The sequence below is a fragment of the Streptomyces sp. WAC00040 genome (assembly GCF_056835925.1).
This window is the reverse complement of sequence record NZ_JAKQZE010000001.1, coordinates 1,079,228-1,100,595: the sequence shown is the minus strand read 5'-3', so window position 1 is coordinate 1,100,595 and position 21,368 is coordinate 1,079,228. Positions and strand designations below refer to the sequence as shown.

Genomic DNA, 21,368 nt, shown 5'->3' with positions numbered 1-21,368 from the left:
GGACATGTTCTGGCCTATATGGGTCCTAGATTCCTCGTCATGAGTTCACAGCAGCCCGCCGTAGCCGAAACGGCAGCCGTAACCGAGGTGGCGCCGGACGCCCGCCATGACCGCCGCCGCTGGATCGCGCTGGCGATCGTCATGACCGCCGCCTTCATGGACCTGGTCGACGTCACCATCGTCAACATCGCGATCCCCAGCATCGAGCGGGATCTCGGCGCGTCGTTCGGAGCGATCCAGTGGATCACCGCCGGATATGCGCTGGCCTTCGCCGCCGGCCTGATCACGGGCGGCAGGCTCGGTGACATATATGGCCGCAAGCGGCTGTTCCTCATCGGCATCACCGGCTTCACGCTCGCCTCCGCCCTCTGCGGGTTCGCCGCCAACGAGGAGATGCTCGTCGCCTCACGGCTGCTGCAGGGCTCGGCCGCAGCAATGATGGTGCCGCAGGTGCTCGCGATCGTGCATGTCACCTTCCCTGCGCACGAACGCGGCAAGGTCTTCGGCCTGTTCGGCGCCGTCGTCGGACTGGGTGCGGTGTCCGGCCCGCTGCTCGGCGCACTGCTCACGCAGTGGAACCTGTTCGGCCTCGAATGGCGGCCGATCTTCCTGATCAACCTGCCGGTCGGTATCGCGGGGCTGATCCTCGGGCGGAAGTACATTCTGGAGTCCCGTGCGCCGAAGGCCCTCAAGCTCGACCTCGTCGGCGTCGTGCTGGTCACGCTCGGCCTGCTGATGCTGGTCTACCCGCTCACGCGGGGCCGCGAGCTCGACTGGCCGCTCTGGGGCCACCTCTGCATGGCCGGCAGCCTGCTCGTCTTCGCCGCCTTCATCGCGTACGAGAAGTACAAGACGCGCAAGGACGGCTCGCCGCTGGTCGAACTGTCGCTGTTCAAGGTGAAGAGCTTCGCCGCCGGTATCGCCGTACAGCTCACGTTCGGCATCGTGATGGGCATCTTCTTCCTCGTCTGGACGCTGTACATGCAGACCGGGCTCGACTGGAGCCCGCTGAAGGCCGGCCTGACCGGAGTCCCGTTCTCCATCGCCGTCTCCGCGGCGGCCGGTATGTCCGTGCAGCTGCTGGTGCCCCGCTTCGGCCGCAAGGTGCTTCAGGCAGGCGCGGCCACCATGGCCATCGGGTTGCTCCTCTACATCTGGGAGGCCGACCGTTACGGCATGGCCGTTCAGCCCTGGCAGATGATCCTGCCGCTGGTCGTCATGGGTGTGGGCATGGGCCTGATCGTCGCGCCGCTGACCGACGCTGTCCTCTCCGAAGTCCCGCGCGAGCACGCCGGATCGGCGTCCGGACTGATCAACACGACCGGGCAGATGGGCATCGCGCTCGGCCTCGGCCTCGTCTCACTGGTCTTCTTCGGATCGATCGACGAGGAGAAGCTCGCGCCCGACACCGTCGGCAGCGCCTTCGCCCAGGCCTTCGAGAACTCGCTGTGGTGGGTCGCGGCAGTGCTCGGTGTCATCTTCCTGGTGATGTTCGCTCTGCCGGCCCGGCCGAAGCAGCACATGGAAGGCGGCGCGGCGGACGACTTCGTGACGGAGGGCGTCGTGACGGACGACGGTGCCGGAGTTCCGGCGGAAGGCACGACGGGACCGCTCGCGAAGCCGGAGGGGGAACCGGTCCTCTCACGCTGACCGGTCCGCCGGGTGCCCGCGCCGCGATCACCGCGACGCGGGCTCCCGCGTTCGCAGGCAGACGGCATCGCCCGGGCCGCCGGGACGCGCGTCCGCCGGGCCGGACGGGCTAGCGGACGCGCGCCCGGAGCTCCATGGCCGCGCGGGCGTCCTGCTCCGCCTCGTAGACCTCACACATGTGGCGTCCGTCCGGCGTCGCCGTGTGCTCGACCTCCCACAGGCTCCGCTCCGTACCGTCGAGCAGCAGGAAGGCGTGCTCGTAGAGCGTGAAGCCCGCGTCCTTGCCGGCCACCCGGAACTGACGCCCGAAGACCTGGGTGATGTGGTGGGCGAAGGCGCTGCGCAGCAGACGAGCCGTCTCGTCGCCCGGCCGGTCGGCGTTCTCCGCGCGACGCAGCACACGGCGGGCGTGGTCGGCGGAGTCGTCAGGGACGTACATCGGGGGCAGCGGGGCAGGAGGCGGCGCCATCAGAGCGGCGAGCAGTTCCAGATCGGCGTCCAGGTCGATACCGAGCTCCTGCTCGAGTGCGCTGCCCGGACCGGAGGCGCTCCCCGCACCGGCGAACCCGGGGAAGCCGGCGGGCAGTCGGGACGCCGCCAGTCGGGCCTCGGACTCCTCCTCGTAGAGTTCGTGCTGCTCCGTGCTGTCGCGTCCGGTGTTGTGCACGAGCTCCCACAGCACGAGCGAACTGCCGTCAGCCAGCAGATAGGCGTGGCGGTAGGTGGCCCGGTGCAGCGACGCGCTGTGGTGCGAGGAGTGCAGTGAACTGGCGTGCGCCAGCGCGCAGCCGAGCCGCTCGACCGTAGCGTCGGGCAGGTCGAAGGAGTTGAGCGCCCGACCCAGGAGTCGCTCGAGGTGCGTCTCGGTTGTCTCGTACGGATCGTTCGGATCGTTCAAGAGGGGTCTCCAGGCCGTCGCCACAAGTCACTTGGTGATTGCTAAAAGTAGCGCTTCGGTCCGACGGTGTGCTTCAGGGTTGGGTAAAACGAAGGGGCGCGTGGCAGAAGTTCCCGCGCGCCCCCAACTCGGCTGTCCGATACGTCAGTCGATGCCGTACAACTCCCCGTACGAAGGGAAGCTGCCGCCCGGTCCGTCGACGCTCGCGGCGGATCTCACGGCGTGCACGATCGCCCGCGTCACCATGTCGGCGCCCGCCGCGAGAACGTCGTTCAGCGCGAGCGGATTCCCTTCGGCGAGCGCCACCGAGCCTGTGGCCAGCGCGAACACGGTGTCGCCGTCGTTGAGGAGGTGCACAGGGCGGACAGCGCGCGCGATGCCGTCGTGCGCCGTCCCCGCGAGCTTGTGCGCCTGCGCACGGGTGAGATCGGCGTCGGTGGCTACTACGGCGAGGGTGGTGTTGAGCGGCGGGGGCCCGTTCTTCTCACGTGCCTCGGTCAGGCGCAGCTGCGCCGCGGTGTGCACCGCGGGGGAGGGCAGCGCCGCACGGTCCGCCCCCTCGGTGATCAACTCGCCGTACAGCACTCCGGTCCCGGGATCGACGGCCGAGCCCACCGCGTTCGCCACGACCAGGGCTGCGACGGTGACGCCCGATTCGAGGACCGTGCTCGCCGTGCCGACACCGCCCTTGAAGTGGCCGATCACCGCGCCGGTGCCGGCACCGACCGCACCCGCCACGACCGGCGCGCCCTCGGCGGTGGCGGCAGCGGCCTCCACCGCCGCCCGGCCTGTGGAGGCGTCCGGCCGCGCGGACCAGTCGCCGCCGCGCCCAAGATCGAAGACGCACGCCGCCGGCACGACGGGTACGACCTGCGAGGGGTCCGGGCCGACCCGTACGCCCCGGCCCTGTTCCTCCAGCCACGCCATCACCCCGGCGGCCGACTCGAGCCCGAACGCGCTTCCTCCGGTCAGGACGACCGCCTCGATGCGCTGGACGACATTGCGCGGATCGAGTGCGTCCGTCTCCCGGGTACCGGGCCCACCGCCCCTGACGTCCACAGCCGCGACCACTCCGCCTTCGGGCGCGAGGACGACGGTCGTGCCGCTGAGCGCACCGTCCCCGGCGACCTGTGCGTGACCGACCCGCAGACCCGCCACATCCGTGAGGCCGTCGGTCGGCCCATCAGTCCTCTTCATAACGACCATGTCTGCCAGGTTAGTTGCGCGGACGGTGCGCGGCGGCGGTCGCGCAGTTACGCGGCTCGGTCTCGAACGGTGCTCCAGCCGCCCTTGAATTCGGTGCCCGGTCTCCGCGCGATTCCCTGCCCGATCCTCGCGATTCCGGCGCTGATGAGCGCCGTTCGCGGCGGTGGCCCACGCTCGCCGGCGCCGACTGCGAGGCCACGCTCGCCGGCGCCGACCCGCGGGACACCGAACCCGGCCCGGATCCGGGTTTCACGGCCCGGTCCGGATCCGGGTTTCACGGCCCGGCCCGGATTCGGGGGCGCTCGCGGGTCGGGTGCCTGCCCCGCCCGAACAAGGGATGCCGGCAGAGGGAGGGAAGACAGGTGACGGCGGGGGGTGCCGCGGCCGTACCCTGGAGGTATGAGGACCGCCCCCGCCCCCGGACCGCGCGATGCGAAGCAGCCCGGACAGCAACGACCCGAGCCGAGGCTGATCTTCGACGATCCGCTGGACCAGCAATCGGCGGACGATACGGACCGTGGGTGGGGTGAGCGGCCTCCCGCTGGCAGTGACGGTGCCGCCGACCTCGCGCGCTTCCTCGACGAGAAGCCGCCCCACCACATCTGAGCCGTACGAGCCCGATCCCCCAGGGGCCGTCGGCCGCGTCAGCGACCGGCGCCGGGCTCCGGTGTGCCGGCCGGACCGGAGTCGTCGCCGGTCGTCGAGCCGGTACGGCGCTGCGCCACCAGAGCGTCGCGGATCTCCTTCAGCACTTCCAGCTCGGTCACTTCGAGCCTCTCCTGCACGCCTTCCTTCGCCTTCTGCGCCGCCACACGGCGGGCGAGGTACTTCGACATGGGCAGCACCATGAGGAAGTAGACGACGGCAGCGGTGATCAGGAACTGGAGCGTCGCGCCGAGCACCGATCCCCACATGATCTGGATGCCCTGCATCTCGCCGCCGGGGCCGACCTCGCACGGGGCCTTCAGGCAGGAGCTGTAGGCATCCAGGTCCTTCGTTCCGAACGCCCCGACCAGCGGGTTGATCACGCCCTTCACCACGGCGTTCACGATGTTGGTGAAAGCGGCACCGATGACGACGGCGACCGCGAGGTCGATCACGTTGCCACGGAGCAGGAAGGCTTTGAAGCCTTCGAGGACGGTCGGCTTCTTGTCGCTCACGAATGAGCCTCTCTTCATACATGTAGCAAAGAAGGGGGACGGCTCGGCAACTTAAGGCAGCGCCCGCTCTCCTTGTCCAATCCGCAGCCGTCATGGGGTCATGCGGCGCCACGTCAGTGCGAGTCAGCACACCGTCACCACCAGGCGGGAGGTCGCACCGGCGCCCGCCAGCTCCGCCGCCGTGGCGCGCGGTACGGACAGCACGACGAGGGCGCCGCCTTCCGAGGAGTCCTCCGTCCCGGCCGGGACCTCGGTCACCCGGACCCTTGACGCCACGACCTTCGCCGCAACCGCCCCCTCGCCGCCTGCCGTAGGAGGGTCTGCGGCCGCGATGACGTCGACGCGGTCGCCGGGCCGCAGGAGCCGCACCGTAGCCGCGTCAGCGATGCGAACGGGCGCGGACACCAGTTCGGTGGCAGGACGCGGTTCACGTGCCGGGGACGCGGCAGCAGGCACGCCGGCGCCCGGACCGGACCGACCTTCCTGCTCCGGACCGCCCGTGACGTCGGCTCCCCGCGCCGTCGACGCGGCGAGCGCCGCGGCCGTCACCGCCAGGCCCGCGGCCATGGTTCGCCGCTGCCGCCACAACGCCCGCCGCAGCCGCTGTGCCCCGCCGCGGACCCGCAGCGGCGCGAACAGTGGTACGCCCAAGGGCTCCGGCGCGGGAGAGGAGGGAGGGGAGGAGTGAACGAAGGACATGTCGCACCGCCTGTCGCGAGGAGTGGCCCGGGCCCTGCGCCCTTGACCGACCGCTCATCACGATCCACGCTCCGGCACCGGCCCGCCGAAGCCTGTGGACAGTGCGATGAATGTGGACAACTCGCTCACCGGAATGGGTGTCCGAGCGCGAGCGCCCCGCCCCGAGCCCTCGCAGCCCTGCCGAGATTTGCGTGCCGCGACGCGACCACGCGGCCCCGCGACCCGACCACGAAACCCGGCCCGCGCCGCGACCGCTCAGCCCTGCCCCGCGAGCGAGCACCCGGCGACGCGACTACGGAACCCGTCCGGCAACGCGACCACGCAGCCCGCCCCGCCAGCCGGCACCCAGCGCCCGCCCCGCGCTACGGCAGCGGGATGCCCGGGTCCATCCCCGCCAGCGCGTTGCCGCACGTGCAGTCCCGATCGTCGTTCGACGGCAGACCCGCCACCGCGTCGAACAGGACCGTCCGCAGCCGGTCGACATTGGCCGCGAACACCTTCAGCACCTCTTCGTGCGAGACGCCTTCGCCCGCTTCGGCGCCGGCGTCCAGGTCGGTGACCAGTGTGATCGACGTGTAGCAGAGTTCGAGCTCCCGGGCGAGGACAGCCTCGGGATGCCCGGTCATGCCGACCACCGACCAGCCCATCGCCGCGTGCCACCGGGACTCGGCGCGGGTCGAGAAGCGGGGCCCCTCGACGACCACCAGCGTCCCGCCGTCCACCGGCTCCCAGTCGCGTCCGCGGGCCGCGTCCAGCACGATCCTGCGCCCCCGCGGGCAGTACGGATCGGCGGGCGACACGTGCACCACGTTGGGGACGGTCCGGTCGGGCAGCGGCAGGCCGTCGAAGTAGGTTTGCGCCCGTGCCTTCGTGCGGTCCACGAACTGGTCGGGCACGAGCAGCGTGCCGGGGCCGTACTCGGGCACCAGGCCCCCGACCGCGCACGGGCCGAGCACCTGGCGGACGCCGAGGGAACGCAGTGCCCAGAGGTTGGCCCGGTAGTTGATGCGATGCGGCGGCAAGTGGTGGCCCCGCCCGTGACGGGGCAGGAAGGCGACCCGCCGTCCGGCGACGTCACCGATGAACAGGGAGTCGCTGGGCGGACCGTAAGGGGTCTCGACCTCGATCTCGGTGACGTCCTCCAGGAAGGAGTAGAGGCCCGAACCGCCGATCACACCGATCTCCGCAGGCCGGGCCGCTTCGCTTGCGTTCGACTTGGTCGCCATGGCGATCACAGTAGCCGCAGGCGCACATGCCAAGAACCCCGCCGTGGTCATGTGCCCGGCGGGGTCTCGGAAACGTTGGAATCAGGCGGCGGAGCCGGAGGCGCTCGACGTGCTCGAGGACGACGAGGAAGCCGTCGAGGAGGCGGCAGGGGTCGACGCCTTCGTGTCCGACGAGGACTTCGTGCCCGTCGACGACGAGGAGGTCGACGCGGGCGAGCTGCTCGACGACGAGCCGCGGCTGTCGTTGCGGTAGAAGCCGGAACCCTTGAAGACGATGCCGACCGCTGAGAACACCTTCTTCAGGCGTCCGTCACAGCTGGGGCATACGGTCAGGGCGTCATCGGTGAACTTCTGCACCGCCTCGAGGCCCTCGCCGCATTCGGTGCACTGGTACTGGTAGGTCGGCACTTGTCTTCCTCCTGGCACTCTCACTCGATGAGTGCTAACGACGATCCATAGTGACGTATTCCGCGGAATCAGTCCACCGTCACCGGCACTCGGTGACCGATCCCACGCGCAGCGACCCGTCCGGAGGTACGCGGCGTGAGACGCGAACGCAGTGTTACGAGGGTGATCAGCGCGAGCGCGGTGCCCACCAGCGGCACGGCGAATCCGGCGCTCGCGCCGTGCTCGTCGGCCAGCTGTCCGGCCACCGTCACGGCGGCCGCCTGGCCCAGCGCCACCGCGCCCGTCAGCCAGGTGAAGGCCTCGGTGCGGGCGGAGGCCGGTACGAGCGAGTCGACGAGGGTGTAGCCGGTGATCAGCGCGGGGGCGATGAAGAGGCCCACGATCAGGCCCAGCGCCCCCAGCAGCACCACGGAATGGGCCGTCCAGAGGACGGACGCGGCAAGGGTGAGACCGGCGTAGCCCAGCACCAGCCTGCGGCGCGGCCCGGTCTTCCAGGCGATGGCGCCGACGGCGACGCCGGCCAGCATGTTGCCGGCGGCGAAGAGGCCGTACAGCAGACCGTTCATACCGGGCTGCCCGATCTCCTCGGTGAACGCGGTCAGCGAGACCTGCATGCCACCGAAGACGGAGCCGATGCCGAGGAAGGCCACCACCAGGACCCGCACGCCGGGCACGGACAACGCGGACGTGCGCTTGTCCCCGGTGCCGGCGAGGGAGTGGCCGTGGGCGGGCTGGGTGCGGCGCTGGGCGGCGAACAGCAGTCCGCCGGCCAGGGTGAGCGCGGACTCGGCGATCAGACCGGCCGCCGGGTGGACCCCGGTGCACAGTGCGGTGGCGAGGACAGGTCCCACCACGAAAGTGAATTCGTCCGTCACGGACTCGAAGGCCGCGGCCGTCGACATCAGCGGCGAGCCCTGGAGGCGCGCGGCCCAGCGGGCCCGCACCATCGGGCCGACCTGAGGGACGGAGGCGCCGGTCGGCACGGCGGCGGCGAACAGCGCCCACAGGGGGGCGCCGGTGAGGGCCAGCACAGTGAGCGCCGCACCTGAAACGGTGTGCACGAGCACGCCGGGGACCAGCACGGCGCGCTGGCCGAAGCGGTCGGCGAGCTTGCCGCTCTGCGGCGCGAACAGTGCCATGGACACGCCGGTGACGGCTGCGACGGCGCCTGCGCTGCCGTACGAGCCGGTGGTGTGCTGGACGAGCAGCACGATGCCGATGGTGAGCATCGCGAAGGGCTGCCGGGCGGCGAACCCGGGGAGCAGGAATGTCCAAGCACCTGCGGTACGGAGCAGCTGCCCGTAACCAGGGCGCTTGCCAGAAGCGACCGTGGACTCCACGGTCCTTGCCTTTCTGCCGCCTGGTAGCGCTCCCCTGGGTGTCGGGAGCCGCCGAGAGCTGTCCTCTTGCGCGGAACTGCGGTAGATACCGGGGTCCACAGCGAGGGACTCCGCGGCCGCCATACGGTCGCGCCAGCTCTGCGTCAGGCAGAGTTGGTCGATCAGTGTGCCTTCATGGTACAGGGACTTTCGCTGCCGCATCCTGGGAAATGGCAGGGATCACGTCCTGTATTCCTCTGATTCACGGAGCGGTCACGGTTGACCCGCTGATCCGGCCCCGCCGGTCACAGGTGCCGGCGGCGTGCGCCGCCCCCTGTGCCCAGCCAGCCCGCGAGCTTTCCGCCGTGGGCGACCGCCCGCAGGCGTCGCTCTGCGGCGTCCCGCACGGGGTCGGTCGCCACCACGAGAAGCTCGTCGCCGTGCCGCAGCACCGTCGAGGGCAGTGGTACGAAACTCTTGCCCTCGCGGACGACGAGGGTGACGGCGGAGCCCGACGGCAGCCGCAGCTCCGCGACCTCCACGCCGTGCATCTTCGAACCTTCGGGGACGGCGACCGAGAGCAGGTGCCCGCGCAGCCGCTCCAGGGGTGCGGACTCGATGCCGAGGTCGGAGGCCTCCGAGGAGTCGCCGAGCCGCAGCCGCCGTGCGAGCCAGGGCAGGGTCGGCCCCTGCACGAGGGTGTAGACGACCACCAGGACGAAGACGATGTTGAAGATCCGGTCGTTGCCTTCGATTCCCGCGACCATGGGGATCGTCGCGAAAATAATGGGCACAGCGCCGCGGAGGCCGGCCCACGACATCAGCACCTGTTCCCGCCACGGGATACGGAACGGCAGCAGACTGACGAAGACTCCGACCGGGCGCGCTACCACGGTCAGCATCAGGCCGACGATCACCGCGGGCCAGAAGTCGCGGAGCAGCTCGTGCGGCGTCACCAGCAGGCCGAGCAGGACGAACATGCCGATCTGGGCCAGCCAGCCGAGCCCTTCGGCGAAACCGCGATTGGCCGGGGCGTGCGGCAGTCTGGCGTTGCCGAGGACCATCGAGGCGAGATATACGGCGAGGAAGCCGCTGCCGTGCGCCATGGCGCCGGCCGCGTACGCCATGACGGCGATCGCCAGGACGGCGATCGGGTAGAGACCGGAGGCGGGCAGGGCCACGTGCCGCAGGGCGAACGCGCCGAGCCAGCCGATCGCGAGTCCGATGACCGCGCCGATCGCCAGCTCCAGCGCGATCTCGCCGATCAGCAGGTACCAGGCCTCGATCGGTCCTGTCGTGGAGAACGCCACCACAAGGATCACCACGGGGGCGTCGTTGAAGCCGGACTCCGCCTCGAGCGCTCCGGTCACCCGGGAAGGCAGCGGCACCTTGCGCAGCACGGAGAAGACCGCGGCGGCGTCGGTCGACGAGACGACCGCGCCGACGATCAGGGCCTGCTGCCACGGGAGTCCCACCAGATAGTGGGCGGCGGCGGCGGTGACGCCGACGCTCACCGCGACACCGACCGTCGCCAGTGACGCGGCCGCGGGCAACGCGGGCCTGATCTCTTTCCACTTCGTGCCGAGTCCACCTTCGGCCAGGATCACCACGAGGGCGCCGTAGCCGATGACCTGCGTCAGTTCGGCGTCATGGAACTGGACGTCGAGCAGGCCGTCCCGGCCGATGGCCATACCGATGCCGAGATACAGCAGCAGGCTCGGCAGCCCGCTGCGCGAGGACAGGCGCACAGCCGCCACGGCCACGATGAGGACGAGCGAGCAGACGAGCAGGAGTTCGTTGAGCTGGTGGACAGTCAGTGGCCGATCCTTCCCCTCGCGCCTTGCGGCCGGATCTTCGTACCGGCGGGCGACACTTCGTTACCTTACCTAATCTTTAACGCTTCCTTGACGGTGTGATGATCTGTTTGTCTGTGTACGAGGGTGCCTTGTGGACACCGCGTCCGGGCCGGTCGGGCGCTGCGCCTAGAGTTGCCTCAGCATTCCCAGGACCACCCTGCCCCTCGAAGGACAGCGATGCCCGCCAACACAACCGCCTCTTCCCCCAAGAAGAAGAAGGGGCGACGCGCCCGTCTGCTCGTGCTCGTCCTGGTGCTGGCCCTCGTGGCGGGCGTCGGCTACGGGGCGTACTGGAGCATCAGTACGGTGCGTGCCTCCTTCCCGCAGACCACCGGGTCGATCCAACTCGAAGGGCTCGGCGGCAAGGTCGAGGTCAAGCGGGACGACCACGGCATCCCGCAGATCTACGCGGACACCGACGAGGACCTCTTCCGCGCCCAGGGCTTCGTCCAGGCGCAGGACCGCTTCTGGGAGATGGACGTCCGCCGGCACATGACCGCCGGCCGGCTCTCGGAGATGTTCGGCTCGACACAGGTCGGGACGGACGCGTTCCTCCGCACGCTCGGCTGGCGCCACGTCGCCCAGCAGGAGTACGACACCAAGCTCTCCGCGGAGACGAAGAAGTTCCTCCAGGCCTATTCGGAAGGCGTCAACGCGTACCTCAAGGGGCGCTCCGCCGAGGAGATCTCGGTTGAGTACGCGGCGCTGTCCTTCACCAACGACTACAAGCCCGAGCCGTGGTCGCCGGTCGACTCGGTGGCCTGGCTCAAGGCGATGGCCTGGGACCTGCGCGGGAACATGGAGGACGAGATCGACCGCTCCCTGCTGACCAGCAGGCTGAGCGAGAAGCAGATCAAGGACCTCTACCCGTCCTATCCGTTCGAGCGCAACCAGCCGATCGTGCGGGAAGGCGGCATCAGCCAGGTCACGGGGAAGTTCGACCCGGCGGCCAAGCCCTCCGACCTCGAGGACGGCTCCACCGGCGCGAGCACCGGCGAAGGCACCGGAACCGGCAGCGCCGGCGGTGACGCGGACGCGGCCTCGGGAGCGAGCTCCCAGCTCGCCGCGCTCTCCGACGCCCTCGACGCGGTCCCCGCACTCCTCGGTCCCAGCGGCAACGGCATCGGGTCCAACTCCTGGGTGGTCAACGGCAAGTACACGACCACGGGCAAGCCCCTGCTGGCCAACGACCCGCACCTCGCGCCCCAGCTTCCCTCGCTGTGGTACCAGATGGGTCTGCACTGCCGTGAGGCCTCCGAGAAGTGCCGCTACGACGTCGCGGGCTACACCTTCTCCGGAATGCCCGGTGTGATAATCGGCCACAACCAGGACATTGCCTGGGGTTTCACCAATCTCGGCGCCGACGTCACCGACCTCTATCTCGAGAAGCTCACCGGCGACAGCTACCTCGTCGGCGACGAGGAGAAGCAGCTGACCACCCGCAAGGAGGTCATCAAGGTCGCGGGCGGCGCCAGCAAGACGATCACGGTCCGCTCCACCGGGCACGGCCCCTTGGTCTCCGACCGCAGTGAAGAGCTGGAGAAGGTCGGCCAGAAGGCGCCAGTGTCCAACGCCGCGCCCGACCGCGCCTCCGGCTACGGGGTCGCCCTCCAGTGGACCGCCCTCCAGCCGGGAAGGACCATGGACGCCGTCTTCGAACTCAACCGGGCCAAGGACTTCCAGAGCTTCCGCAAGGCCTCGCAGAAGTTCGAGGTCCCCTCGCAGAACCTGGTCTACGCCGACACCAAGGGCAACATCGGATACCAGGCCCCCGGCCGGATCCCGGTCCGCGCCCAGGGTGACGGCTCCACCCCCGCGCCCGGCTGGGACCCGGCGTACAAGTGGACCGACTACATCCCCTTCGACGAGCTGCCCTACGAGTACAACCCCGACCGCGGCTACATCGTCACCGCCAACCAGGCCGTCATCGACGAGGAGAAGTACCCGTACCTGATCACCAAGGACTACGGCTACGGCGCCCGGAGCCAGCGGATCAACGACCTCATCGAGTCGAAGATCCAGGGCGGCGGCAAGATCTCGACCGAAGACATGCGCACCATGCAGACGGACAACAGCAGCGAGATCGCGAAGCTGCTCACGCCCTACCTGCTGAAGATCGACATATCCGACCCGTACGTCCGCGAGGCGCAGAAGCTGCTCGAGGGTTGGGACTACACCCAGGAACCGGACTCCGGTGCCGCCGCCTACTTCAACGCGGTGTGGCGCAACGTCCTCAAGCTGGCGTTCGGCAACAAGCTCCCCAAGGAGCTGCGCGTCGAGGGCGAGTGCCTCAGCGTCCGGCCCGCCGACAGCACTGCCCCGGACGACGACCTCGAGGAGCGGGTGCGCGAGTGCGGCCAGCGTGACCCCGACTCGGCCCAGCCGGACGGCGGCGACCGCTGGTTCGAGGTGGTGCGACGGCTGCTGAAGGACGAGGACAACACCTGGTGGCAGTCGCCCCGGACCCGTACGGAGCAGGCGACCGACAGCCGTGACGAGCTGCTCGGCCGTGCGATGGCGGACGCCCGCTGGGAGCTGACGGCACGGTTGGGCAAGGACGCCTCCAGCTGGAGCTGGGGTCGCCTGCACCAGCTCACCCTGAAGAACCAGACGCTCGGCACCGACGGCCCGGGCTTCCTGCAGACCATGCTCAACCGCGGCCCGTGGAACCTCGGCGGCGGCGAGGCCGCGGTGAACGCCACAGGCTGGAACGCGGCGGGCGGTTACGAGGTCGTGTGGGTGCCCTCGATGCGGATGGTGGTCAACGTGGGCGAGTGGGACGAGTCCCGGTGGATCAACCTCACCGGTGCCTCGGGCCACGCGTACAACGCGCACTACACCGACCAGACCGACTTGTGGGCGGACGGAGAGCTGCTGGACTGGGCCTACAGCGCGGAGGCGGTTTCGGCCGGCACCGCCGACACGCTCACGCTCGTTCCTCCGGGCTTCTCCGTCCCGTGAACCGGATGACGCCGTCGGGCGTCACCACCGCGTGAACGGGGTGGTCGTGCGGTTCCACCGGGACCTGCGCGACCACCTCGTTCGCGTGCAGGAGCACCATGAGCGCGGGGTCCGCGCCCGCGGCGGCGAGACGGGCGAGGACACGGTCGTACGAACCGCCGCCGCGCCCGAGCCGCATGCCCCGGGCATCCACGGCGAGCCCGGGCAGCAGTACGGCGTCGGCCGTGAGTACCGCGTCCGGACCGAGCCGTTCCCCGTCCGGTTCCAAGAGCCCCCGTCCGGCGCGCCGCAGGTGACCGGCGCCCCGGTACAACCCCCAGTCCAGGTCGTTGTCGTCCAGCAGCACGGGCAGCAGGACGCGTACTCCGCGGGCGAGCAGCGCGTCGAGCAGCGCGCGTGTACCGGGCTCGCGCCCGACGGACACATAGGCGGCGACGATGCCGGCGCCGGCGAGCTCGGGGAGCCGCAGAGCGTGCCGTGCGAGAACCGCCGCGGTCTCTGTCACGTCCTCTGTGGACAGGAGCCGTCGTGCGCCGAGCAGTTCGGCCCGCAGTGCGCTTTTTTCCGACATGTCGGCGTTCATTGCCCACCTGTAAATGCGTTGTACACGTCTTTGTGAGGACGAAGTTAACCGGAGTATCATCTTCCGCCCAACTCAGCGGATAGGGTGCTGCGCATGACTCAGTCGCACCCCAGGATCAGCAAGGCTGTCATCCCAGCCGCAGGCCTCGGCACCCGGTTCCTGCCTGCCACGAAAGCCACGCCCAAAGAGATGCTGCCTGTGGTCGACAAGCCGGCGATCCAGTACGTGGTGGAGGAGGCCGTCTCGGCCGGCCTCTCCGACGTACTGATGATCACGGGACGCAACAAGCGTCCGCTCGAGGACCACTTCGACCGCAACTACGAGCTCGAGGAGGCGCTGTCCCGCAAGGGCGACGCCGGCAGGCTCGCGAGGGTCCAGGAGTCCAGCGACCTGGCGACGATGCACTACGTGCGCCAGGGCGACCCGCGCGGCCTCGGTCACGCCGTCCTGTGCGCCGAGCCGCACGTCGGCGACCAGCCCTTCGCGGTTCTCCTCGGCGACGACCTGATCGATCCGCGCGACCCCCTGCTCGCCCGCATGGTCGAGGTCCAGGAGCGCGAGGGCGGCAGCGTCATCGCGCTGATGGAGGTCGACCCGGCGCAGATCCACCTCTACGGCTGCGCCGCCGTGAAGCCCACCCGTGACAGCGACGTCGTCAAGATCACCGACCTGGTGGAGAAGCCGGAGACCGCGGACGCGCCCAGCAACCTGGCGATCATCGGCCGCTACGTCCTCGACGCCGGCATCTTCGGCGTACTGCGGGAGACGGAGCCGGGCCGCGGCGGCGAGATCCAGCTCACCGACGCTCTCCAGAAGCTTACGGAGGCGGACCAGTCCGCCGCCACGGAGTCGAGCCACGGCGGCCCGGTCCACGGAGTGATCTTCAAGGGCCGCCGCTATGACACCGGTGACCGCGGCGACTATCTGCGTGCCATTGTCAGACTCGCATGCGAACGTGAAGACCTGGGCCCGGAGTTCCGGGACTGGCTTCGCAGTTTTGTGAACGAGGAGATGTAGGACCGTGAGCAGCACGACCTGGTCGGTGGACGACCACCTCGAGGACATCCTCGCCGCGATCCGCCCGCTCGACCCGATCGAGCTTCAGCTGCCGGACGCTCAGGGCTGTGTCCTCGTGGAGGACGTCACCGTCCCCGTCGCGCTGCCACCGTTCGACAACAGCTCCATGGACGGGTACGCGGTCCGCGTCGCAGATGTCGCGGGCGCCACGCAGGAGTTCCCCTCCGTCCTGACCGTCATCGGGGACGTGGCCGCCGGCAGCGGCGGCCTGCCCACTGTCGGCCCCGGCCAGGCCGCCCGGATCATGACCGGAGCCCCGCTGCCGCCCGGCGCGCAGGCCGTGGTACCCGTGGAGTGGACCGACGGCGGCACCGGCGGGGGAGCGGCTCAGGCGATGCGCCCCGCCGGAGAGGACCCGGCGGGGGCGAGCGGCGAGGTCCGCGTGCACCGGCCCGTCGAGGAGCGTGCGCATGTGCGTGCCCGGGGCAGCGACGTGCAGGCGGGCGACCTGGCTCTCGCGGCCGGCACGGTCCTCGGCCCGCCCCAGATCGGCCTGCTCGCCGCCATCGGCCGCGGCACCGTGCGGGTTCGCCCCCGGCCCCGCGTGGTGGTTCTGTCGACCGGCAGCGAACTGGTCCAGCCCGGCGAGGACTTGACCGAGGGCAGCATCTACGACTCCAACAGCTTCGCCCTCGCCGCCGCCGCGCGGGACGCGGGCGCGATCTCCTACCGGGTCGGCGCGGTCACCGACGACGCGGAGATCCTGCGCGCCACCATCGAGGACCAGCTGATCCGCGCCGACCTGCTGGTCACCACGGGCGGCGTCAGCGTCGGAGCGTACGACGTGGTCAAGGAGGCGCTCTCCTCGGTCGGCGACGAGGACGTGCCCGGCAGCGGGATCGACTTCCGCAGGCTCGCGATGCAGCCGGGCAAGCCGCAGGGCTTCGGCTCCATCGGCCCCGAGCGCACACCGCTGCTGGCCCTGCCCGGCAACCCGGTGTCGTCCTATGTCTCCTTCGAGTTGTTCGTCCGGCCCGCGATCCGCGCGCTCATGGGCCTGCCGGACGTGCACCGCCCCACCGCGCGGGCCGTGCTCAAGGCGGACAAGGCCATCGGCTCCCCGGCCGGCAAGCGCCAGTTCCTCCGGGGCAGGTACGACGCGGAGGCCGGCAGCGTCACCCCCGTCGGCGGCTCGGGCTCCCATCTGATCGCGGCGCTCGCCCACGCCGACTGCCTGATCGTCGTCCCGGAGTCCGACACCTCGGTGGAGCCCGGCACGGAGGTCGGCGTGGTCCTCCTGGGCTGACCGGCCCCCTGTGGCGGTACCGTGTCTGACCACACAGGCCCTGACGGGACCGGACCGGGAGCACAGGCGCGCATGAGTACGCAAGGCAGGCTGACGCACATCGACGAGGCGGGGGCGGCCCGCATGGTCGACGTATCCGGGAAGGACGTCACCGCCCGTACCGCACGTGCCACCGGCCGCGTCCTGGTCTCGCCTCACGTCGTGGAGTTGCTGCGCGGCGAGGGCGTCCCCAAGGGAGACGCGCTCGCCACGGCACGGATCGCCGGGATCATGGGCGCTAAGCGCACCCCGGACCTGATCCCGCTCTGCCACCCCCTCGCGGTCTCCGGTGTGAAGCTCGACCTTCTCGTCGCCGACGACGCGGTGCAGATCGCGGCCACTGTGAAGACGACGGACCGCACGGGCGTGGAGATGGAGGCGCTCACGGCGGTCTCCGTCGCCGCTCTCACGGTCGTGGACATGATCAAGGCCGTCGACAAGGCGGCGGTGATCACCGACATCCGCGTCGAGGAGAAGACGGGCGGCAAGTCCGGCGACTGGACCCGCGAAGGACACGAGGGAGCAGAAGGAGCGCACGCATGACCGCCGCCCACGCCACGGCCCCGTACCGCGCGCTCGTGGTCACCGCCTCCAACCGGGCGGCGGCCGGCGTGTACGAGGACACCGGCGGCCCGCTCATCGCCGAGAAGCTCACCGAGATGGGCTTCGCCGTGGACGGCCCGAGGGTCGTCCCCGACGGAGACCCGGTCGGCGAGGCGCTGCGCGACGGAGTGGCCGACCGGTACGACGTCATCGTCACCACCGGCGGTACGGGCGTCTCGCCCACCGACCGCACGCCCGAATCGACCCGCGCCCTCCTCGACCACGAGGTCCCCGGCATTCCGGAGGCGATCCGCGCGTACGGGCGCGAGAAGGTGCCCACCGCCGTGCTCTCGCGCGGGGTCGCCGGCGTCGCCGGCCGCACGCTGATCGTCAACCTGCCCGGCTCCACCGGGGGCGTGCGGGACGGGCTCGCGGTGCTGGAGCAGATCCTGCGCCATGCCGTCGACCAGTTGCGCGGCGGCGACCATCCCGGCCCGTCATGAGCGTCAGCTGGCCGGTCGTCCTGGTGGACGGTGACATCACCCTCCGCCCCATAAAGCTGCGGGACCAGCGCACCTGGCGTGAGGTCAACCGGCGCAACCGCGACTGGCTGCGTCCCTGGGAGGCGACGATCCCGCCCCCGGCGCCGGGCGGTCCGCTCATCCAGCGGCCGACGTACCGGCAGATGGTCCGCCATCTGCGCGCAGAGGCGAACGCGGGCCGGATGCTGCCGTTCGTGATCGAGTACCAGGGCAGGTTCGTCGGTCAGTTGACCGTGGCCGGGATCACCTGGGGCTCGATGTGCTCCGGGCATGTCGGCTACTGGGTCGACCGGAGCGTCGCCGGCCGCGGGGTCATGCCGACGGCCGTCGCCCTGGCCGTGGACCACTGTTTCCGTTCGGTCGGTCTGCACCGCATCGAGGTCTGCATTCGGCCCGAGAACGGGCCGAGCCGCCGCGTGGTGGAGAAACTCGGATTCCGTGAAGAGGGCCTGCGGCCCCGCTATCTCCACATCGACGGCGCCTGGCGGGATCACCTGGTGTTCGCGCTGACGGCCGAGGAGGTGCCGGAGGGGTTGCTCAACCGTTGGCACCAGGCACGACCCGGAACCGCCCGGGAAATAAAATAAGTGTTCGAAATTGGTCAGCGGTGGCCATGAACCGATCTGAACAATCACAAAAAAAGTCCGTGATATCAGCCAGATCGTGCGACACACCGGGCCAATTGGCGGATGCCCTTGTGCAAATCCCTCTACGGTGTGTTGCGTGAGCAGCAGCGGCCTCATCTACGCAGTCATCGTCGGGGCCTGGGCCGCCTACTTGGTGCCGATGTGGCTCCGCAGGCAGGACGAGCTGAACGAAGCCCGTCCGACGGAACGCTTCTCCACCGCCATCCGGCTGCTGTCCGGACGAGCGGCGATGGAGCGCCGGTACGCCAAGGAGCTGCGGGAACGCACCGCTGAGCAGCCCGAGCACGACGTGGACCCGGACGCTGACACGGACCGTTTGAGTTCCGTGGACGTCCGGGCCTTCGCCGCGCCCCGCACCGAAGTCCACCGGGACGTGTCCGAGGACGCCGAGCAGGAGACGGACCGGCCCGCCGGCCGGACCCCCGCCCGGCGCCCCGCCCCACGCCGCCGGTCCGACCGTGCCGCGGCCGCCGAGCGCGCGCGGCGCAGCAAGGTCCTTGCCCGGCGCAGACGGACGACAATCGTCCTCTTCCTCGCCTTCACCCTCGGCGCGGTGGTCGCCGCAGTCGGCGGACTGGGGCTCCTTTGGGCGCCCGCCCTGCCGGCCGTGCTCCTCAGCGCCTACATCGTGCAGATGCGCGCCCAGGAGCGGCGGCGCTTCGCGTTCACCATGGACCGGAGGCGGGCGGAGGCGGCGGCGCAGCGGCTGCGCGAGAACCGCCCGCGCCGGCACCAGCCGGCGACCGCCGCGGCCGATCCGGGGGAGCCCATGGAGCAGGCCGAGGACGCCGAGCCGGAGCCGGCGCCGAAGCTCTCACCGCAGGAGGCGGGCCGCCGCGCGCTGGTCGAGCAGACCGATCACGCGGAATGGGTGGACCAGCAGCGCCAGCGCGGACCCGTGACCGGCGACAGCTGGGAGCCGGTGCCGGTCCCGCTGCCCACGTACGTCACCGCTCCGGTCGCGCCGCGCGCGTCGAGCGGCGTCGACGTCAGCGACCCGGAGACCTGGAGCGCCGCCCGCTCCTCGGTGGCCGAGCCGGCGCCCGACCCGCGCGAGACACCGGACCCCGAAGCCGGCGCCGCGCCGGGCCGCCGCACCCCCTCCCCGTCCCGCCGCGCCCGCGACCGGGGTCGCACACCACTCTTCGACCAGTACGCGGACGAGGACCGGCCGCGCGCTGCCAACGAGTGACGACGCATGCGGAACGAGACCGCCCGGGGGCGCCGCCGAAAGACCGGCAGCGCCCCCGGGCGTCGTCCGTGACCAGCAAGAAGACCGGCGGGGTGACCAGCGGGGAACGGATTTCCAAGCACCCCGATCGGGATGCTAGAGTTTCACTCGTTGCAAGGGCCTGTGGCGCAGTCTGGTAGCGCACCTCGTTCGCATCGAGGGGGTCTGGGGTTCAAATCCCCACAGGTCCACCGCAGCTGAGAGCCCCAGTCGGATTCCTCCGACTGGGGCTCTCGCCATTCATGCGGCAGCCGGGTGAGGCAACCGGCCGAGACCCGATCGTCCCTGACGGGTCCATGAGCCGCGGCGGGCGCGGGCCCTACGGAGCCGTGACAGCTGCGGCGGGCCGACGGTGACCGCCTTGCCGGACGGTCCGTTCGGCAAAGCCTCGGCGGATCTTCCGCAGGGCCCCGACCCGTGTCGGTCCGGGACGGCTTCACGCCATGAGGCACTCGGGGAGGGCCTCACGCCATGAGGCACTCCCTCACGACACCTGCGCCTTGTCGTAGACGGCCTTCGCCTCCGCCCCGAAGTACGGGCCGAACATGCGGTTCGGCAGGAACGTGTAGCCGAAGCTGTTCACGGAGACCTGCAGACCCGTCCCGGTGGATTCGTTGAAGGACTCGAACCAGGGGCCGCCGCTGGAGCCGCCCGTCATGTTGCAGCCGAGGCTGTGGTCCTGGGAGAAGAGGAAGTCCTTCGAGCTGTTGCCGCTGCAGTGGATGAGCTTGGAGCCGTCGTACGGGGAGGCGGCGGGGAAGCCGAAGGCGTACATCGCCTTGTTGTAACCGCCGTTGAACTTCAGGCCCTGGGCGCCGACGGTCTGGCTGAGTGTCTTTCCGTTCAGCGGGGCGACGACGGCGGCGCCGACGTCGTAGTTGATGTCCTCGCTCGCCGCCCACTGATCCGTTGCGAGTGTCTTGGTCGCGCTCCACTGGCCGTACGGCGCCTGGCCGTTGTCGTAGCCGGGGACGAAGACCCAGTTGGTGTGCCAGGAGCCCTGGTACTTCACGCAGTGACCGGCCGTCATGACGGTGCTGCCGTTGGTGCTGGTGACCGAGTTGCCGGAGCAGGAGGCGGTGCGGCCCTGGAAGGTGAAGAACACGCGACCGGAGGTCTTCACCACCGAGCCGCCGCCCGTCCACGGGCCGCCGGCCTGCGGGAAGGCCGTGGGCCCCACGACCGTCTCCTCGCCGGCCGGTGAGGCGGGTGCCCGGAAGGAACCCGGCGTGGCGCGGATCACGTCGAGCGGGGTGGCGCTCCGCATCCGCTCGGCGGTCCAGAAGCCCTCGGCCGCCTGCTCGGGGGCGAAGGACGCGGGAGTGGGGGAGGGGGGCGGGGTGGCGCCGGCGGAGGTGGCGGACAGGGCCCCGGCGAGCAGGGCGCCGACGGCGGTCAGGACCGAGGTGGCAAAGCGGTGGCGTCTCACGCATGTCTCCTTCTGCCGTGCCCGCCCGCGGGATGCCTCGGGCGGGGTGGGGGACAGGGCGGTGCGGATCGACGTGCGTGAGGCAGAGTGCCACGAATCGCGAACTTATGTCAGGGGCGCGTCAAGAACTTCGCCATGCAGAGGCTGTTCTCGTACTCCCGGTAGTGGCCGAATTTCGCGCACGGCACGTAGCCGCTGGAGGTGTACAGCGCGATCGCCTCCGGCTGCATGTCCCCGGTCTCCAGCACCATGCGGGTCCGGCCGGCCCCGCGGGCGTCCTCCTCCAGTGCGGCAAGGATGCGGCGGGCCAGACCCAGGCCGCGTGCCTCCGGGATCACGTACATGCGCTTCAGTTCGGCGTCGCCGTCCGAGTACCCCTCCGGGTTCTCGTCCTGGGTGCGCCATCCGCCGGTCGCCAGCGGGCGGTCCTGGTTGTCGTAGGCGATGAGATACAGGCCACTCGGCGGGGCGAACATCGAGGCGTCGAGCGGCGTCGCGTCGCCCTCGCCGTCCCCGTATCGCTCCACGTATTCCAGCTGGACCTGGTCATTGAGCTTCACGGCGTCGGGGTGGTCGAAGCTCACGGTTCTGACATGCATGCTCAGAAGCGTACGTGTATGCGAATGGTGTCGGCCGGTATGGTGCCGG

Annotated in this window: 20 protein-coding genes and 1 tRNA gene; 10 read left to right on the top strand and 11 right to left on the bottom strand. The window is 70.4% G+C overall.

Going from position 1 to position 21,368, the window contains the following annotated elements:
• The first annotated feature begins 39 nt into the window (after nt 1-39).
• Nucleotides 40-1,650, top strand: coding sequence for an MFS transporter (locus MDN94_RS04940; RefSeq protein ID WP_482724741.1), 1,611 nt, complete (start codon nt 40-42; stop codon nt 1,648-1,650).
• A gap of 109 nt (nt 1,651-1,759) precedes the next feature.
• On the opposite strand, the gene MDN94_RS04935 is transcribed toward MDN94_RS04940, so the two are convergent.
• Nucleotides 1,760-2,548: a DUF6227 family protein gene (locus tag MDN94_RS04935; RefSeq protein ID WP_482724740.1), complete on the bottom strand. Its 789-nt coding sequence runs from the start codon at nt 2,546-2,548 to the stop codon at nt 1,760-1,762.
• 144 nt (nt 2,549-2,692) lie between these two features.
• A complete protein-coding gene (locus MDN94_RS04930; RefSeq protein ID WP_482727006.1) occupies nt 2,693-3,745 on the bottom strand; it encodes a P1 family peptidase in 1,053 nt (350 codons plus the stop codon).
• A gap of 408 nt (nt 3,746-4,153) precedes the next feature.
• Between MDN94_RS04930 and MDN94_RS04925 the strand changes: the two genes are divergently transcribed.
• Nucleotides 4,154-4,360, top strand: a complete 207-nt coding sequence (locus MDN94_RS04925) for a hypothetical protein (RefSeq protein ID WP_482724739.1) — start codon at nt 4,154-4,156, stop codon at nt 4,358-4,360.
• Nucleotides 4,361-4,398: 38 nt separating this feature from the next.
• Here the strand turns inward: MDN94_RS04925 and MDN94_RS04920 are convergent, their stop codons facing one another.
• The 6 genes from MDN94_RS04920 to MDN94_RS04895 form a co-directional block, all read right to left on the bottom strand.
• Complete coding sequence (locus MDN94_RS04920) at nt 4,399-4,914, bottom strand: large conductance mechanosensitive channel protein MscL (protein ID WP_482727005.1); 516 nt, start codon at nt 4,912-4,914, stop codon at nt 4,399-4,401.
• A 123-nt stretch (nt 4,915-5,037) separates the two neighbouring features.
• Nucleotides 5,038-5,613, bottom strand: coding sequence for an RcpC/CpaB family pilus assembly protein (locus MDN94_RS04915; protein ID WP_482724738.1), 576 nt, complete (start codon nt 5,611-5,613; stop codon nt 5,038-5,040).
• A 362-nt stretch (nt 5,614-5,975) separates the two neighbouring features.
• A complete protein-coding gene (locus MDN94_RS04910) occupies nt 5,976-6,839 on the bottom strand; it encodes an S-methyl-5'-thioadenosine phosphorylase (RefSeq protein ID WP_482724737.1) in 864 nt (287 codons plus the stop codon).
• 81 nt (nt 6,840-6,920) lie between these two features.
• Nucleotides 6,921-7,247 carry an FmdB family zinc ribbon protein gene (locus MDN94_RS04905; protein ID WP_441265015.1) on the bottom strand — a complete coding sequence of 109 codons (327 nt, stop codon included), beginning with the start codon at nt 7,245-7,247 and terminating at the stop codon, nt 6,921-6,923.
• A gap of 68 nt (nt 7,248-7,315) precedes the next feature.
• A complete protein-coding gene (locus MDN94_RS04900) occupies nt 7,316-8,587 on the bottom strand; it encodes an MFS transporter (RefSeq protein WP_482724736.1) in 1,272 nt (423 codons plus the stop codon).
• Between the two features lie 284 nt (nt 8,588-8,871).
• On the bottom strand, nt 8,872-10,383 hold the full coding sequence (locus tag MDN94_RS04895; RefSeq protein ID WP_482727004.1) for a potassium/proton antiporter: 1,512 nt from the start codon (nt 10,381-10,383) through the stop codon (nt 8,872-8,874).
• Nucleotides 10,384-10,599: 216 nt separating this feature from the next.
• Here MDN94_RS04895 and MDN94_RS04890 point away from each other — a divergent pair, with 216 nt between their 5' ends.
• Entirely contained in the window at nt 10,600-13,383 is a 2,784-nt protein-coding gene (locus tag MDN94_RS04890; protein WP_482724735.1) for a penicillin acylase family protein, read from the top strand.
• Here the strand turns inward: MDN94_RS04890 and MDN94_RS04885 are convergent.
• Nucleotides 13,349-13,966 carry a 5-formyltetrahydrofolate cyclo-ligase gene (locus MDN94_RS04885; RefSeq protein WP_482724734.1) on the bottom strand — a complete coding sequence of 206 codons (618 nt, stop codon included), beginning with the start codon at nt 13,964-13,966 and terminating at the stop codon, nt 13,349-13,351. The genes MDN94_RS04890 and MDN94_RS04885 overlap by 35 nt on opposite strands.
• Before the next feature lie 93 nt (nt 13,967-14,059).
• Between MDN94_RS04885 and galU the strand changes: the two genes are divergently transcribed.
• The 7 genes from galU to MDN94_RS04850 all read left to right on the top strand — a co-directional run bounded on the left by galU (nt 14,060) and on the right by MDN94_RS04850 (nt 19,482).
• Entirely contained in the window at nt 14,060-14,983 is a 924-nt protein-coding gene (gene galU, locus MDN94_RS04880; protein WP_482724733.1) for a UTP--glucose-1-phosphate uridylyltransferase GalU, read from the top strand.
• 4 nt (nt 14,984-14,987) lie between these two features.
• Nucleotides 14,988-16,289: a molybdotransferase-like divisome protein Glp gene (gene glp, locus MDN94_RS04875; protein WP_482724732.1), complete on the top strand. Its 1,302-nt coding sequence runs from the start codon at nt 14,988-14,990 to the stop codon at nt 16,287-16,289.
• A gap of 72 nt (nt 16,290-16,361) precedes the next feature.
• Nucleotides 16,362-16,871, top strand: coding sequence for a cyclic pyranopterin monophosphate synthase MoaC (gene moaC, locus MDN94_RS04870; protein ID WP_482724731.1), 510 nt, complete (start codon nt 16,362-16,364; stop codon nt 16,869-16,871).
• Nucleotides 16,868-17,374: a MogA/MoaB family molybdenum cofactor biosynthesis protein gene (locus tag MDN94_RS04865; RefSeq protein WP_482724730.1), complete on the top strand. Its 507-nt coding sequence runs from the start codon at nt 16,868-16,870 to the stop codon at nt 17,372-17,374. The genes moaC and MDN94_RS04865 overlap by 4 nt, the downstream gene beginning before the upstream one ends.
• Complete coding sequence (locus MDN94_RS04860) at nt 17,371-18,000, top strand: GNAT family N-acetyltransferase (RefSeq protein ID WP_482724729.1); 630 nt, start codon at nt 17,371-17,373, stop codon at nt 17,998-18,000. Before MDN94_RS04865 ends, MDN94_RS04860 begins: the two co-directional genes overlap by 4 nt.
• A 136-nt stretch (nt 18,001-18,136) precedes the next feature.
• Nucleotides 18,137-19,252 (top strand): divisome protein SepX/GlpR, encoded by a 1,116-nt coding sequence (gene sepX / locus MDN94_RS04855; RefSeq protein ID WP_482724728.1) that lies wholly within the window; start codon nt 18,137-18,139, stop codon nt 19,250-19,252.
• A 156-nt stretch (nt 19,253-19,408) separates the two neighbouring features.
• Nucleotides 19,409-19,482, top strand: a tRNA-Ala gene (locus MDN94_RS04850).
• A gap of 293 nt (nt 19,483-19,775) precedes the next feature.
• On the opposite strand, the gene MDN94_RS04845 is transcribed toward MDN94_RS04850, so the two are convergent.
• Both MDN94_RS04845 and MDN94_RS04840 read right to left on the bottom strand, forming a co-directional pair.
• Entirely contained in the window at nt 19,776-20,720 is a 945-nt protein-coding gene (locus MDN94_RS04845) for a trypsin-like serine peptidase (RefSeq protein ID WP_482724727.1), read from the bottom strand.
• Nucleotides 20,721-20,830: 110 nt separating this feature from the next.
• Complete coding sequence (locus tag MDN94_RS04840; protein ID WP_482724726.1) at nt 20,831-21,319, bottom strand: GNAT family N-acetyltransferase; 489 nt, start codon at nt 21,317-21,319, stop codon at nt 20,831-20,833.
• Nucleotides 21,320-21,368 lie beyond the last annotated feature (49 nt).

Excerpts from the sequence above, each read along its gene's own strand:
- MDN94_RS04940 (WP_482724741.1), top strand. The coding sequence starts at position 40 with ATGAGTTCACAGCAGCCCGCCGTAGCCGAAACGGCAGCCGTAACCGAG.
- MDN94_RS04930 (WP_482727006.1), bottom strand. The coding sequence starts at position 3,745 with ATGAAGAGGACTGATGGGCCGACCGACGGCCTCACGGATGTGGCGGGT.
- MDN94_RS04925 (WP_482724739.1), top strand. The coding sequence starts at position 4,154 with ATGAGGACCGCCCCCGCCCCCGGACCGCGCGATGCGAAGCAGCCCGGA.
- MDN94_RS04915 (WP_482724738.1), bottom strand. The coding sequence starts at position 5,613 with ATGTCCTTCGTTCACTCCTCCCCTCCCTCCTCTCCCGCGCCGGAGCCC.
- MDN94_RS04910 (WP_482724737.1), bottom strand. The coding sequence starts at position 6,839 with ATGGCGACCAAGTCGAACGCAAGCGAAGCGGCCCGGCCTGCGGAGATC.
- MDN94_RS04890 (WP_482724735.1), top strand. The coding sequence starts at position 10,600 with ATGCCCGCCAACACAACCGCCTCTTCCCCCAAGAAGAAGAAGGGGCGA.
- MDN94_RS04885 (WP_482724734.1), bottom strand. The coding sequence starts at position 13,966 with ATGAACGCCGACATGTCGGAAAAAAGCGCACTGCGGGCCGAACTGCTC.
- galU (WP_482724733.1), top strand. The coding sequence starts at position 14,060 with ATGACTCAGTCGCACCCCAGGATCAGCAAGGCTGTCATCCCAGCCGCA.
- moaC (WP_482724731.1), top strand. The coding sequence starts at position 16,362 with ATGAGTACGCAAGGCAGGCTGACGCACATCGACGAGGCGGGGGCGGCC.
- MDN94_RS04865 (WP_482724730.1), top strand. The coding sequence starts at position 16,868 with ATGACCGCCGCCCACGCCACGGCCCCGTACCGCGCGCTCGTGGTCACC.
- MDN94_RS04860 (WP_482724729.1), top strand. The coding sequence starts at position 17,371 with ATGAGCGTCAGCTGGCCGGTCGTCCTGGTGGACGGTGACATCACCCTC.
- MDN94_RS04840 (WP_482724726.1), bottom strand. The coding sequence starts at position 21,319 with ATGCATGTCAGAACCGTGAGCTTCGACCACCCCGACGCCGTGAAGCTC.